Here is a 12,789-nt window from a genome sequence, read left to right as displayed (position 1 = left end):
CTCGAAGCCGCCCAAAACGGAAAGTCCGATACGGAAACAGACGTTCCGGCCCTTGTCCGACAATACGGGAATAAAATAGCCGAGTTCCCCCGTGAACTGCGCTTTGGGTATTGCCTTATTTTCGTAGGTGTACTCCTTTATCTGATAATCCAGACCATACAGCCAGCAGGTACGGTTACGGTTGGTATGTGTAAAGGCCAGCGAGGTGAAGTAGTGGCGTTCGCCACCACTCTTCCATGAAAGGAAATGATTGACTCCCCCTGGTGTAAATTGTACACCCGTCTGTCCCGGCAGGTCACGCTGCGCGTATGCTTCGCCCGCAAAGAGCGACAACATGGCAACTGTCAGTATGAATAGTATTCTTTGCATATACATTATATTATATATAGGTTATTATTTCAGATGCAGTTCACTGATTGGTTTTGCCGCCACAAGGTCTGTGTTCTCTATGCGGAACGACTGGTGACGGGCACCGCCCTTTTCGTAAACCTCCACCACGAGCAGTTTGTCATCCGGCAGGGTGAGCTTGGGCAGCACGAATATACCCCGCACCGTGGCTTTCCCGTCCACCGTTATCAGGCGGTTGTATGTCCTTACAGGTTCTATGAAGTTCTCCTGCATGGCCGTGCGCTTGGCTACTTTCTTGTCCACCACTTTGAAACGGATATAGTCAATGTCGAACGATATATCCGAACTGTTGCGCAGGGAAGTATGCAGGTACAGCAGGTCATTATTGATATAAAGCCCTTTGAGCAGTGTCTGTATGCCGTACTTCTTGCAACCGATATGCCTGATGTCCCTTTTGTTCTTCTTATACAGCGTGTACATGATACGGTTCACCACCAGCGGTGTCTCCCCGCCGAGTTCTTTCAGCTTCACGAACATGCGGTCGCCCGCAATCCCGCCTTCGGGATTGTCCCGTAGCCAGTCTTCCATCTCAATGGAAAGTTGCGCTGGTTCGTCCTTATAAACCACATTAAAAGAATAGAAACAACCGTCGGCAGTGATAACGGAGAAATTCGTTTCCCCTTCAAAACCTTTCACCGCCGCCTTGATGCGTACTACATTTTCCGCTCCCGTGGCCTTGTCCGCTATGATGTCGAACGAGCCCAAATCCACATATTTCACTTCGGAAGGGAAAAGGATATGTACGGTTTTCTGAAAAGTCACCTCAATCTTATGCGGTGAGATAATCTGGTTGGTGGGGAAAATCTTTGTTTCCACCGGTTCCTGCGCCTTTACCGACAATACGGTTAAAAGTATGACTAATGATAAAATAATTCTTGTCTTCATCTGATTACTGTTTTTTGGATATTAATAAAAGTTGATAATTCGCTTTCACGGACACTTTCACCTCACGCATCTTTGTGGCCAGATATTGTGATCCGCCGCCAAGCACGCCCCTTGTCACGTCCATGACGAGTTGTTGCGAGGCACTGCGTGCGAACGAGATGCTTGTTCCGAAACTGCCCCCGATATTGGCGGCGGCTTCCTTCATGGCGGTACGTTCTGCGGTATTCGGAACGAAAAGTCCGGCCTGCCCGTCTATATCGTAAGCCGTTAGTTCCACCGGCAGGATGTTCCCGCCGCTCTCTATGGAGTTTACTGTGACTGCCATCCGTTGCCCTTCGATACGCACCGTACCATATAGCGGAGTATTGGCAGGTACAAGCACACCACCCACTTGCAGCGGTTCCAGCAACCGGAACTTCAGTCATGCCCCGGTGGTCACTTTTTTGTCTTCGTCCACGCATGGAGGTATCGTATTGGCTCCGGCGAGCTGTCCGCCGCCCAGAGCAGTGGCAAAACCGTAATTGCGGGGTATCGTGTCGGGTACCGGAGGTACGGCCAGTGACGAAACCACATTCTCCGTGGCACGTCCGGCAGCTATGGCGGCAGGATTGCCGGTACCGGTGCCCCCGGCAGGCTGTATGTTCTTCACCTGTCCGCCCGTTTGTCCGGGGAAATAGCGTGCCGCCATCTCATACGACTTTTCCATCAGTTCCAGCGGGTCTTGTCCTTTCCGTTCACGTTCCAGCTTTTCGTTAAGCTCCTTTACCTGCCGTTCCAGTTCGTCCACCCTCGGACTCTCCTTCGGTTCCTTATAGAACGAGGTGATCTGTCTTGAAATCTGCCGCTGTTTTTCTCTGGACTCCCGGATAGCATCCGCTTTCGGTACATCTTCTTCCGGTTTCAGCCCGTCCGTTGTGTCCGGTGTCAGATAGCCCCCGGCCACATCCTGCAAGGTTCTTACCTTCTCCTGCCTGCGTTTCTTCATTTCTTCCAGTTCGTAAGCCTTCTGTTTGTCGGCCATCGTCTCCGGTGCGATAGCGTCGGGTATCGTCGTATTGATTCCTGCCGTCCCTTCCACCGTTTCGGGTGTGTCCGGTTTGAAGAGAAACCAGATGAACCCGGCGCAAAGCAGGGAGAGGAATGTCACCACGCCATAGAATTTCAGCTTGTCGGCAACCTTGCGGTTTAACTTCTTCCCCTTTTCGGATACAGGTTCCGCTTTCTGCGTTTCTTTATTCTTTTCTTCTTTCTTATCGGATTGTGTCATTGGATACATTGTTTTTTAATGGTTGAATACTGTCCGTTTGGGGAAGCGCAATCCTTTGGAGATGCTGTACCTCAATCGGAAATTTGTCTGTCCCGCAGAAACCGCCCACGATGTAGGCAAGGTCGATGGCGGCGAAGAGTCCGAGCAGGTAAAGGATGATAATCCTTTGCTGCCGGTAGCTCAGCCGTTGCCACCGCCTGCGGAGTTTTATTATATATCGGTCTTTCTCCGTTCTGAACGAGTGGAAGACCTTTTTTATACCGTTATCTTTCATACTGTCCGATGTCCCTGTTTTCGATGATGGTAAAACTCTCTATCAGAAAGCCCTGCGGATTGTTGTCGCTCCGGGTTACATTCCTCAGACGGCAGGTGGTGACAAGCGACCTTTCGGTAACGCTGCTCGAACGGATGATGTGCTGCCGGCTATAGGTCTTCATCTCGTAGGGATAACTGTTGAAGTTCCCCTGTATGCTGTCCACCGTCAGCGTCTGCGAGATGTTTCCCGCGATCATCCGGTTGAAGTAGCCTTTCTCCTGCAAGTTCCGGTAGTAACCGATGGCACTTTCATCCGAAAGGTAAAGGGCACGCTGGATGTTGCTTTCAATGGCGCTCTTGTCCGGTGACAGGGTGAAAAACAGTTCGTGGAAACGTCTGATATGTTCCCTCGCTTCCACGGGGCGGTTCTGCTGCACATCCTGCGAAAGTGCCAGCATCAGCGATTTTCCGCTGTCCAGTACATAGATTTTCTGCCGTTGCGCCTCGGCAAACTCGTATGCCTTTCAGGTGGCAAAGACCGTTACCAGTACGCATACTCCCAGGAATACCATTCCGAACAGCCGTAGCTGCCGGAACGATGTCTCGATGTTTTTTAATGATTTGAACTCCATGTCTTCTTTCTGTTTTTTTAAGTGATACGTTTAGAACATTTTCTTGATGCGTCCGGCTACCGATCCACCGACTGCCCCACCGACTGCCGCCGCACCGTTTCCGGCCATTTTCCCGGCACCGCCCACCTTCTGCCCGTAAGCTCCCGCACCGCCTGCCTGAATAATCCATGAGGACACCGTGGGAACGCAGAAATAACCGATGATACCTATAATCATGAATATACAATACACACTGTTGGATGCGTCCGGTATGAACGTCGGGTCCTGCATCTGTTTGATATCCTGCTGCAACATCAGAACCTGTATGCGTGAAAGGATAGCGCCGAACAGGTCGCCCACGGGCAGCCATAAGTAAATACAGATATAGCGTGACAACCATGTGGTGAGCGTACTCTGGAATCCGTCATAGACGGCCAGCGCAAAAGAGATAGGCCCCAGTATGGACAGGACAATCAGGAAGAAAGTCCTCAGCGTGTCTATCAGCAGCGAGGCTGCCTGAAAGAAGAGTTCCAGCAGTTCCCGGAACCATTGCCTCACCTTTTCCCCCATGTCATACACCGCCTTCTGCCCGTACATGTTTATCATCGTGTCCATGTCCCCCAGCGACCAGCCAAGCTCGTCTATTTTCTTGTCAAATTCCTCATCACTCACAAGGAAAGCCTTTGCCGGGTCACGCAGCATCGCTTCCCGTTCCAGTTCGTCCTTCTCTTCCTGATACTTCTTCATGTCGAAAGTCTGCTGTTCCACCAGTGAGGAAGTGGCACTGCATACGGGGGAAAGAATCCCGTTGATTGTCCCCAATACCATAGTGGGGAAGAACATGATGCAAAGTCCCAGCACGAACGGCCTGAAAAGCGGGAACACGTCAATCTCTTCCGCCCTTGAAAGGGACTGCCACACTCGGTAGGCCACATAGAACAGGGCACCGATACCGGCCACTCCCTTTGCCACACTGGCCATATCCTCGCACAGCGGCATCATTTCATCGTAAAGCGAACGCAGCAACTCATGCAGGTTCGTCCAATCTATTGATAGTAATATCATAGTTTATCTGTTTTTTTAGGATGAATGATTACCAGTAACGCTGGTCGTGTGTCCCGTACAGGGCAAGCACCCGCTGGGAATCCCCCTTCTTCTTGCTGCGCAGGTACGATATGCCGATGTTCTTTCGGGTATAGTACCATGTCAGGTTCTTGTATTCCAGCACTTCGCCGTATATCCGGTTGATGATGTCCAGTCGTTCCTTGTCGGTCATCGAGAGTCCGGTAGCCGTAGTCACTTCCTTCAAGTCCAGCAGCAGGTTGCTGCTTTCTTCAAGCAACCGGTTATACCCGAAAGCAATGGCCGAGAGTTCTTCCACGGTGAAGTTCGGGTCGCCCATCATCGTATTGAAATTGGTCACGTAAATATCGCTGATGTCACCTACGAGCAGGATAGTCTGTTGTACCTTGCGTGCCCCTTTTACGAGGTCGTGTACGGATTTCAAAGCGTCGTAGTAGGCCTTTCCCTGCTGGTAAATCTTTACAGTCTCCTGAAAGTTACTTCACATGTTCTGTGCCGTTGTGGAAGTCTGTACAATTTCATTGGCCGAGTTTACAATGCCTTGAGCAAGGTTCGTAGGGTCTATCACTGCCCATTGTGCCTTGACTGTCACCGAAAGGGACAGCAGTACCATGAATAAAATTATCATTCTCTTTTTCATGCGTCTATCTCCTTTCTTTAGTAAGTAAATACCGACTGTCGTCATCACGGGCAAACGGCCCGTAACAGCCGAACAGCAACACCTCGCTTCCGCTGAAATACCCGATACATCCGGCATCCTTGTTCCCGTGCAGGAAAAGGTCGTCACCTTTCCGGAGCGGGATATTGATTTCGGTATAACTCATTTCTCCGGCGAACAGCGTGGCCTTGTATCCCTTGAATCCGTCCGTCACATGGTTGGATTTACGGATTGTCAGCGTGGAGCCGCCTTCCTTGTTCATTCAGTGACCGCAGATGCGGTCATTTTCCAGTTCCTTCTTCATTTCCCCGATCAGGTTCAGCAAATCCAGATTGGTCAGGGTCGCATCTCCGAGTGCTTCCCTGCATTGGCTTAATAAATCTTTCTTACTCATTGTCTTCTATAGATTAATATGGTTACTTGTTTTCCTGCCGTTTGCTTTCGGCAAGTTGTTTGATAGCCAGTTCGATGTTTCCGCCCAGCTTTTCCGTAAGGCGGGTAAGTTCCAGTTTCTCAGTCTCTTCGGTGGTGTAGCAAAGGTACTCTTCAGCCGAAACTTCTGTTGCATATACCGCACTTTGCGTACCGCCAAGCCCTATCCAGACCTCTTTATAAAGGCGGTTCGCTGCATTGGCAAGATTGATGGAAAGTATCTGGCTGCGTTCCTTGTCCGTCAGGCCGAGCAGGTTCTGTATTTGGTCGAACTTGTTTTGATACTTCCGCTGGTCGAGCAGTATTTTGCAGTCACTGTTGTTGATAATCGTCTCTTTCACAACGGGGGAAGAGATAATATCATCCACTTCCTGCGTCACTACAACCGCCTCTCCGTAAAACTTTCTGACTGTTTTAAAAAGATAACGGATGTAGTTTGCCATACCTTCCTTGGCGATTGCCTTCCAAGCTTCCTCAATCAGTATCATCTTGCGGATACCTTGCAAACGTCTCATTTTATTTATAAACGTCTCCATGATAATGATGGTGACAACCGGAAAGAGGATTGGATTATCCTTCACAACATCCAACTCAAATACAATAAACCGTTTGTTCAGTAAATCCAGTTCCTTGTCCGAGTTCAGCAGATACCCGTATTCACCGTTCTTATAATAAGGTTCCAGCACGTTCAGAAAACCGTCCACATCAAAGTCCTTCTCCCGCACGTTCTTGTCCGCCAGCACTTTGCGGTAGTCCTTCCTTACAAAGTCATAGAACGAGTTGAAGTTCGGCTTTATCTTCCGGTTCTTCTTTATCTTTTCGATATACAGGCTGACTGCATTCGAGAGCGCCACCTCTTCCGAACGTCGGGGCGGTTCGTCCTCCCTTTTCCAAAGGGTGAGTATCAGTGTCTTGATGCTGTCCCGCTTTTCGATGTCATACTGGTAATCCTCCGTGAAAAACGGATTGAAAGAAATCGGATCATTTTCTTTGTATGTAAAATAAATCCCGTCATCCCCTCCGGTCTTCTGATGTATCAGGTCACAGAGTCCCTTATATGAATTTCCGGTGTCCACCAGCAGGATATGCGTCCCTTGTTCCCAGTACTGTCTCACAAGATGGTTGGTAAAGAAACTCTTCCCGCTGCCGCTGGGGCCGAGTATGAACTTGTTTCTGTTGGTCACCACCCCTTTTTTCATGGGTAAATCCGATATGTCGAGGAAGACGGGCTTTCCCGTCAGCCTGTCCACCATGCGGATGCCGAAGGGAGAGAGCGAGTTCCGGTAACAGGTTTCAGCCGTGAAGAAACAGAGCGCCTGCCCGGTAAACGTGTAGAACGTCTCTTCGGCCGGAAAGTCCGCTTCATTTCCCGGTATGCCTGCCCAATAGAGAGCCGGAAGGTCGGTCGTGTTATGGTGCGGAGTACATTCCATCAATGCCAGTGCGCTTCCCACGTCATTCTTCACCCTGCGGAGTTCGTCCCCGTTTTCCGCCCATGCGACGATGTTGCAATGGCAGCGCACGGATTGCAGTCCGTTGCTGTGCGCCTCATTCAGATATTCGTCCAGCCACTCCTTGTTGATCTGGTTGCTGCGGCTGTACCGGGAAAGCGACTGCATGTTCTTCGCCATCTTCTCGAAACGGGAAAGGTTTTCGTTACTGTCGTCTATAAATATCCACTGGTTGTAGATATGGTCGCAGGACAGCATCACGCCCACAGGGGCGGCATAGCTAAGACGGCAGTCCGAGCGATCTGTCGAGAGGCGTTCGTACCGACCGTCCGTCCTTACCTTTCCCGGCAGGTCGTCGAGGTCGGAGAGCGTATGCAGGCAAAGCCGCTTGTCACCGATACGCATCTCGTCAGGGTTCAGTTGCATATCCTGCAACATGGTAGTTCCGTCAGCCGAGAGCGTGAGGTATCTCTCGATAATGCCCGGTTCGTTTTCCGTTCCCGTAATCTCTTCCGTGGTGAGCCGTTCCAGCCTGACAAGGCCGCTGTCATTAACGATACTTTCAAACTGTCCCACCGCTTCCATGAAGCGTTCCACCGTTTCCTTGTCCCTGATTTCCTTCGGCACCAGAAAACCACGGCAGAGCGTGTTCCAGTTGCTTTGCTGCCGGGAGCGTTCCCTGGTGGTCTTGGTGAGGAACAGGTAACAGGTGTGGTGCAGGTAGGGACGCTCGTTGAAATGGCGTTCAAAACTGCGGGAGAGGAAGCTGAGGTCATCCTTCCGGCTGTCCGGCTCGTATTTCTCGGTGATGAAAATATCCTGTTTGTGCAGGATTGAATAGTTCGGCAACACCTTGATTGCCTTCGCTCATGTGGCGTGCATCGCCTCATACTCTGCGGAGGATACCGAAAACACTTCCGGCAGTGTGACCCGGAAAGCGACCGTGATGTCGGCGTCCTTGCTGACAATGCAGTCGTGTTCCACCGCCATGATGGGGAACTTGCTTTCCAATGTGGATGCTTTTAATATACTTCTCATAATTTACGATTGTTGTTTGTTAATCAGACGTGTGATACGTTTTCGTGAGAGGATTCTCCGGGGATGCCTCCGGGCCGCGAACAGCTTCATCAGCCCGTGACTTCCGTATTTACGGTTCAGCGTGAAGGTCAGCCATACCAACACCGTAGCCGACGATACCCCGAAATCGATGCAGATCCACTGTCCGATGCCTGCCATATACATGATGACGAACATCACGAACACGGCAAGCAGGCCGGCAGCGAAAATAAACAGGTATTGTGCCCGAAGCCCCTTAAATTCAACCTCACGGCCCACACCTTTATTTATCTCAAAATCAGCCATAAGTTACTGTCTTCAGTATGAATCTTAGAGGAAGAACGACCTCAGAATGGTGGCGGCGACTATCAGAAAGATACAGGCTCCGAACCACGAACTGGCAGTTTTACTCGTGTCGGGGTCGCCCGAACTGAACTTCTGGTAGACTTTGACGCCGCCAACGAGACCGATTACGGCACCGATTGCATAAATCAATTTTGTTCCCGGATCGAAATAACTTGTCACCATCTGGGTGGCCTCCGTAATACCTGCCTGCCCGTTTCCCTGGGCCATTGCCGCACTTGCCGCCGCAACAGCGGCAAGCATCATAATCAATCTTTTCTTTTTCATTTATTTCCGTGATTTTTTAGGTGATTAAAAAAGCCACGGACTGCCCCCTTTCACTATCCCCATAAGGCAGCCGTGGCCGTTTATGGTTTACTGATTCAGGGGGTAAGTTCCGGCCGGAAATCAGCCGGAGTCATAATATGCTATTTGCATTGTCACTTGATTTGGTGGTGAAACATTCTTGTTAATTCTCTCTTGAAAGCAGGATGTGAATCATCCCGAATCGTAATAACCGTTTGTTCTCATTGTCTCTATTGTGTCTTGTCTTTATCAGGTTATTTCAGATATTCTCCGCACTTGAAACCCTTGCGGGGTGTATAGTCTTCAAAGGAGGTAGACTTGAATAGCCACATCCGGTTCGCCCATCGGGCAAGGTCACGCTCGTATTGCGTAGGCGTCCGCTTGTTTGCATAATCCCGGAAAGGGATAACAAAGGGAGTAATCCCCAGTTCCCTCAGTACGTTCAACCTGAACAAATCCTGCTCAACGGTCGAATTGAATCCTATCAGCACGTAGCAGGTTATCTTGTAAGGTTTCACATGCCTGACCATCTCTTTCAGGCGGTCGGTCAGATCCAGCCGGGGCAAATCCCACGCAATATGGATGTTCTGCTTCATCTTCATCCGGTTTAGATGCCAGGCCTGTTCCTCATTCATAATCCTCACATCCACACCGTGCAGTTTAACGGGTTGCCGGGCCTTCATCAAATAATCTACCGCCGATCTTCACTGCGGATTGGCAAAGAAATTGTTATCCAGCACCTCAATCCATTTCCCTTTCGGGTTCAGCTCCACCGGCTCCACGGCCTGAATGTATCCTTCCTTCTCACGGACGAGACAGAAGGGGCATTTACGGATGCAGCCCCTTGAAAAGAACTGAAGGGAAAAAGGATATTGGGGGTAAATGGAATAATCCATCATCCGGCTGTTTTCCACAGCTTCGGGAAGCCTGCCGGCAATATCATATCCCGTTCCGCCCTTTATGATTTCCTTCGCATCCAGCAGATTGTAATCATAGTCAGAACTAAAAGTGAACACTTTGCTTGCCAGCACCTTATCATACCGTCCCGTCGGTTCTGCCCATTCCACCCGATGCCCTTTTGCCTTGTAATAAGCTGAAAGGCGCATCAGCGCAAAATTGGGGAAGTTATGTCCGTCCACATCTACCAGTCCTATATTCATACGGATAAAATTTAATGGTGAATAGTTCTTGTTGCCTTACCGGGTGAATGCCGCAGGCGGTCTGTCATCCCGAATCGTAATAGCCTTTTGTCATAGCCATTCTGTTTTATAAGTAAGTTACCAAAGGTATTGTCTCTTCTTGATTGGAGTGTTCCCTTACCAGGCGGGAACATCCATTTATCAACCCGAATCGAAATAAGTCATATACATGGTTTTGTTGGTTTATTCAGTCATTAATACCATAGCGAATTTCTCTCTTTAAGGTGATACGGGCTGTCAACCCGTATCAAAATAACCTCTTGTCATTGTTACCTCCTTTTTTAATTGGTTAATCTCTGTCCGGAGCAGCCCCGCCCATTTGCTCGGCTTCATCCAGAAATTTGCTGATACGGCTGTCGCTGCCATTGATACTTTCCAGTATCGAGCGTTCAATCTGCGTATCTTTGATATGGTGGATCGCCCTTAAAAGGGACAATCGTTTGTCTGTCGGAATATCCTTGCCGTTGCAGAGGTCGATAATCAGGTCAATCTCTTCCGGCCCTATGCCGGTTGCCTCGCCCGAATACTCTTCGCGGATACAGTTCAAATCATCCAGTTCCTCGTTCAACTCATCCGTATCCACTTCGTCACCGTTTCCTCCCTGTCCGCTATCGCCATCCGGCTTGCCGGAACTCTCATCCGAAGAAGCCCTCCACTCTTCCACGCGCTTGTCCCGGAACAGTTCCGGAATGCGCTCCGGCGGCACTTGTGCTACCTTTTGTGGCGCTGTATCTTCGTTTCTGCCAGCAAAAGTAGAGGCATTTTCTTTACCTGCAATAGTTCCGGAACCGGTGACGTTTATTGGCGGCCGTTGACGTATCCCGTAGCTTTTTGTAACGACAAGACTGTCCGTTTCAGAGCGTTTTTGGGGAGGTTTTTCCATGTTCCTGCCCTCTGCCTTTTCCTTGACTTCAGCCTTTTCTTTGTCCTTCACTTCCGTTTTTGCGGTCGTGACATTCCTCTTTTCAGACTCCGGCGCTACCAGAACGTCTTTCTTTTCCGCTTTCCCTTTCGAGCGCCTGCGCCCTTTTTTCTGTTCCTCTTTCACCGGATCGAACCATCCGGCAACGCCCCGCAGAGCTTTTGCCATGCGGCGGCGTGCCTTTCCGAAACATATTTCGCCAAGCTGTCCCTTGAACAGGAACTTATCCATGAACAGATAGGCGAACAATAGCCAGAACAGAGCGATTCCGGCTTCATAGTAACCTGATTGTATATTCATACCCTAAAATATTTTGTTATAACTCTTTTGTAAATAGGTCTTCACCTCATCCGCATGTTTCTCGAAATGCTCCTTCAATACATTGTCTATGTAGTTTCCTACCGTCAACTGCCGTTTTCCGGCAATGCCCACGATGACTGATATTTTCTGGTGCAGTTCCTTGTCTATATATACCCCCTGTCTGCCTTCACATTTATAAGGGGTGAGGAATCTGCGTATAAAGTCAGCCAGAGCCGTGCGAATCGTTTTCGGTGACGTTTTTTCCGTAACCACTTCCGAACGGTCGGCACCACCTGCATCGGAAACATCCCTGACTGTTTCATTTGCAGTGCCATCCGCTTTTCCTTTCTCATCGGATAAAGCGGTTTCTCTATTTTCGCCATTACCTCCGCCGGTTGAAGGTACAGATGATAAAGGAGGCTCCGAAGGAACCCCTGCCATCAGGCTGCGCAGGTACGCTTCATCCACCGGATTTTGTCCGCTTGTTTTCTTTGCCATGACTATTCGGTTTTAAGTACAGATATGATTTCATCCATAAACGTATCGAAGCCGCACTCTTTGGTGAATGCCGCATCGGGAGAGAACAGCGTACTCCGGTAAACGGGGCCGCCCATAGCGGACAAGTCCTTGGTAAAGTTACTGCGCACGGGAATACGTGTTTTGAGACAATCCAGCCCTAACAGGGAAAAACCTTGCTGATACACATCATACAATGTCGTGCGTTCCCTGCGGTCAACCATGTTCCAGAATAGATGAAGACCTTTCAGTGCGGACACGCCGGTCTTTATCAGCCGGTCATTAATGGTGGTGGCAAAGTTCAGCGTGCTTTCCAGCACAAGACGGTCTGCCTTTATCGGCACGAACAGATAATCGAGCGCACTAATTGCAGCGATAACCCCGTCGCTACCCATAGTTCCGGGCAGGTCGAACAGTACCATGTCATAATGTATGTCCGATTTCCCTTCAAATCTCCTTCAGTCAGTCATACAATCCGGCGGGGTACTTCCAATGACCGGATAAGCCTTTTTCTTCAACCGCCCGGTCTGCTCCACCAAGAGGTTCTGATAAACGGGTGTGGTCTTCACCACTTCCATATCCCGCTTTTTCTGTTTCATAATAGAATGTTGCGGATAGTCGCAATCCACTACCGCTACGCTGAGACCTTTTACATAATGCAGTCATGATGCCGCATAAATCGTAAACGTCGATTTACCTACGCCCCCTTTCTGGGAAGCGAACGAAATGAATACCGTTTCCTTTCTTTTTTCCATCGTTGCCTAATTTAAGTGAATAATTTTATTTATAATTCAGCAGATAGACATCTATCCACTTATCCGTTCAGTCATTTCACTATCCGTTTAGCTTTATACTTACATAGCTATGCAATTATATAGCTATTTATCTATTCAGCTATGTAGCTACATAGCTATCTGGCTGTCTATCTAAGTATTTAGCTAATAGTATATTTACCTCTCCATTTATCCGAATATACACTTGCCTGTCTATACATCTTTGTATATAGTTGTGCAAGTAAATAGATAGCCTTATGAATGCTTATCTGAAAACTTGCTTAATTAAATGCCTGTTTAGTCAGAAAGCTATTCGGATAGTTAT

The 12,789-nt window shown here is 49.2% G+C and carries 16 protein-coding genes and 4 pseudogenes; all 20 read right to left on the bottom strand.

The window, feature by feature from the left end; all coding sequences use genetic code 11:
* Nucleotides 1-375, bottom strand: a pseudogene (locus tag BT_RS24090) (conjugal transfer protein TraO); the annotation flags it as partial.
* 18 nt (nt 376-393) lie between these two features.
* Nucleotides 394-1,293 carry a conjugative transposon protein TraN gene (gene traN / locus BT_RS24085; protein WP_009040010.1) on the bottom strand — a complete coding sequence of 300 codons (900 nt, stop codon included), beginning with the start codon at nt 1,291-1,293 and terminating at the stop codon, nt 394-396.
* Between the two features lie 4 nt (nt 1,294-1,297).
* Nucleotides 1,298-1,702 (bottom strand): conjugative transposon protein TraM, encoded by a 405-nt coding sequence (gene traM, locus BT_RS24080; RefSeq protein ID WP_011109427.1) that lies wholly within the window; start codon nt 1,700-1,702, stop codon nt 1,298-1,300.
* A gap of 12 nt (nt 1,703-1,714) precedes the next feature.
* A complete protein-coding gene (locus BT_RS24075) occupies nt 1,715-2,560 on the bottom strand; it encodes a conjugal transfer protein (RefSeq protein WP_011109426.1) in 846 nt (281 codons plus the stop codon).
* Nucleotides 2,544-2,834, bottom strand: a complete 291-nt coding sequence (locus BT_RS24070) for a hypothetical protein (protein ID WP_009040011.1) — start codon at nt 2,832-2,834, stop codon at nt 2,544-2,546. Before BT_RS24070 ends, BT_RS24075 begins: the two co-directional genes overlap by 17 nt.
* Nucleotides 2,824-3,447, bottom strand: a pseudogene (traK, locus tag BT_RS24065) (conjugative transposon protein TraK). Before traK ends, BT_RS24070 begins: the two are co-directional and overlap by 11 nt.
* 30 nt (nt 3,448-3,477) lie before the next feature.
* The gene (gene traJ, locus BT_RS24060; protein ID WP_009040012.1) at nt 3,478-4,491 is read right to left on the bottom strand and encodes a conjugative transposon protein TraJ; all 1,014 of its coding nucleotides are present in this window, start codon (nt 4,489-4,491) and stop codon (nt 3,478-3,480) included.
* A 28-nt stretch (nt 4,492-4,519) separates the two neighbouring features.
* Nucleotides 4,520-5,122, bottom strand: a pseudogene (locus BT_RS24055) (DUF4141 domain-containing protein).
* A gap of 31 nt (nt 5,123-5,153) precedes the next feature.
* Entirely contained in the window at nt 5,154-5,429 is a 276-nt protein-coding gene (locus BT_RS24045) for a hypothetical protein (RefSeq protein ID WP_011109422.1), read from the bottom strand.
* Nucleotides 5,430-5,561 carry a hypothetical protein gene (locus tag BT_RS24870; protein ID WP_015532682.1) on the bottom strand — a complete coding sequence of 44 codons (132 nt, stop codon included), beginning with the start codon at nt 5,559-5,561 and terminating at the stop codon, nt 5,430-5,432.
* Nucleotides 5,562-5,583: 22 nt separating this feature from the next.
* Nucleotides 5,584-8,088 (bottom strand): annotated as a pseudogene (locus BT_RS24040) (TraG family conjugative transposon ATPase).
* A 3-nt stretch (nt 8,089-8,091) separates the two neighbouring features.
* Entirely contained in the window at nt 8,092-8,412 is a 321-nt protein-coding gene (locus tag BT_RS24030) for a DUF4133 domain-containing protein (RefSeq protein WP_009040013.1), read from the bottom strand.
* 24 nt (nt 8,413-8,436) lie between these two features.
* Nucleotides 8,437-8,736, bottom strand: coding sequence for a DUF4134 domain-containing protein (locus BT_RS24025; protein WP_009040014.1), 300 nt, complete (start codon nt 8,734-8,736; stop codon nt 8,437-8,439).
* Nucleotides 8,737-9,008: 272 nt separating this feature from the next.
* Entirely contained in the window at nt 9,009-9,437 is a 429-nt protein-coding gene (locus BT_RS24020; protein WP_009040015.1) for a hypothetical protein, read from the bottom strand.
* Between the two features lie 21 nt (nt 9,438-9,458).
* A complete protein-coding gene (locus BT_RS24015) occupies nt 9,459-9,914 on the bottom strand; it encodes a hypothetical protein (RefSeq protein WP_009040016.1) in 456 nt (151 codons plus the stop codon).
* 328 nt (nt 9,915-10,242) lie between these two features.
* Nucleotides 10,243-11,175, bottom strand: coding sequence for a hypothetical protein (locus BT_RS24010; RefSeq protein ID WP_009040017.1), 933 nt, complete (start codon nt 11,173-11,175; stop codon nt 10,243-10,245).
* A 3-nt stretch (nt 11,176-11,178) separates the two neighbouring features.
* Nucleotides 11,179-11,673, bottom strand: coding sequence for a DUF3408 domain-containing protein (locus tag BT_RS24005; protein WP_009040018.1), 495 nt, complete (start codon nt 11,671-11,673; stop codon nt 11,179-11,181).
* A 2-nt stretch (nt 11,674-11,675) separates the two neighbouring features.
* Complete coding sequence (locus tag BT_RS24000) at nt 11,676-12,086, bottom strand: ParA family protein (RefSeq protein WP_032844135.1); 411 nt, start codon at nt 12,084-12,086, stop codon at nt 11,676-11,678.
* Nucleotides 12,087-12,149: 63 nt separating this feature from the next.
* Nucleotides 12,150-12,290: a conjugal transfer protein gene (locus BT_RS23995; protein WP_011109418.1), complete on the bottom strand. Its 141-nt coding sequence runs from the start codon at nt 12,288-12,290 to the stop codon at nt 12,150-12,152.
* 63 nt (nt 12,291-12,353) lie between these two features.
* A complete protein-coding gene (locus tag BT_RS24865) occupies nt 12,354-12,446 on the bottom strand; it encodes a ParA family protein (RefSeq protein ID WP_146110359.1) in 93 nt (30 codons plus the stop codon).
* Between the last annotated feature and the right edge of the window lie 343 nt (nt 12,447-12,789).

Source organism: Bacteroides thetaiotaomicron VPI-5482, assembly GCF_000011065.1.
GTDB classification, from domain to species: domain Bacteria; phylum Bacteroidota; class Bacteroidia; order Bacteroidales; family Bacteroidaceae; genus Bacteroides; species Bacteroides thetaiotaomicron.
Note: the sequence above shows the minus strand (reverse complement) of the source record. Positions and strands in the feature narration are given on the sequence as shown.

What these genes read in the sequence shown, in the direction of transcription:
- traN (WP_009040010.1), bottom strand. Translation starts at nt 1,293, where the DNA reads ATGAAGACAAGAATTATTTTATCATTAGTCATACTTTTAACCGTATTG.
- BT_RS24075 (WP_011109426.1), bottom strand. Translation starts at nt 2,560, where the DNA reads ATGACACAATCCGATAAGAAAGAAGAAAAGAATAAAGAAACGCAGAAA.
- BT_RS24070 (WP_009040011.1), bottom strand. Translation starts at nt 2,834, where the DNA reads ATGAAAGATAACGGTATAAAAAAGGTCTTCCACTCGTTCAGAACGGAG.
- traJ (WP_009040012.1), bottom strand. Translation starts at nt 4,491, where the DNA reads ATGATATTACTATCAATAGATTGGACGAACCTGCATGAGTTGCTGCGT.
- BT_RS24045 (WP_011109422.1), bottom strand. Translation starts at nt 5,429, where the DNA reads ATGAACAAGGAAGGCGGCTCCACGCTGACAATCCGTAAATCCAACCAT.
- BT_RS24870 (WP_015532682.1), bottom strand. Translation starts at nt 5,561, where the DNA reads ATGAGTAAGAAAGATTTATTAAGCCAATGCAGGGAAGCACTCGGAGAT.
- BT_RS24030 (WP_009040013.1), bottom strand. Translation starts at nt 8,412, where the DNA reads ATGGCTGATTTTGAGATAAATAAAGGTGTGGGCCGTGAGGTTGAATTT.
- BT_RS24025 (WP_009040014.1), bottom strand. Translation starts at nt 8,736, where the DNA reads ATGAAAAAGAAAAGATTGATTATGATGCTTGCCGCTGTTGCGGCGGCA.
- BT_RS24020 (WP_009040015.1), bottom strand. Translation starts at nt 9,437, where the DNA reads ATGAAGGCCCGGCAACCCGTTAAACTGCACGGTGTGGATGTGAGGATT.
- BT_RS24015 (WP_009040016.1), bottom strand. Translation starts at nt 9,914, where the DNA reads ATGAATATAGGACTGGTAGATGTGGACGGACATAACTTCCCCAATTTT.
- BT_RS24010 (WP_009040017.1), bottom strand. Translation starts at nt 11,175, where the DNA reads ATGAATATACAATCAGGTTACTATGAAGCCGGAATCGCTCTGTTCTGG.
- BT_RS24005 (WP_009040018.1), bottom strand. Translation starts at nt 11,673, where the DNA reads ATGGCAAAGAAAACAAGCGGACAAAATCCGGTGGATGAAGCGTACCTG.
- BT_RS24000 (WP_032844135.1), bottom strand. Translation starts at nt 12,086, where the DNA reads ATGGGTAGCGACGGGGTTATCGCTGCAATTAGTGCGCTCGATTATCTG.
- BT_RS23995 (WP_011109418.1), bottom strand. Translation starts at nt 12,290, where the DNA reads ATGAAACAGAAAAAGCGGGATATGGAAGTGGTGAAGACCACACCCGTT.
- BT_RS24865 (WP_146110359.1), bottom strand. Translation starts at nt 12,446, where the DNA reads ATGGAAAAAAGAAAGGAAACGGTATTCATTTCGTTCGCTTCCCAGAAA.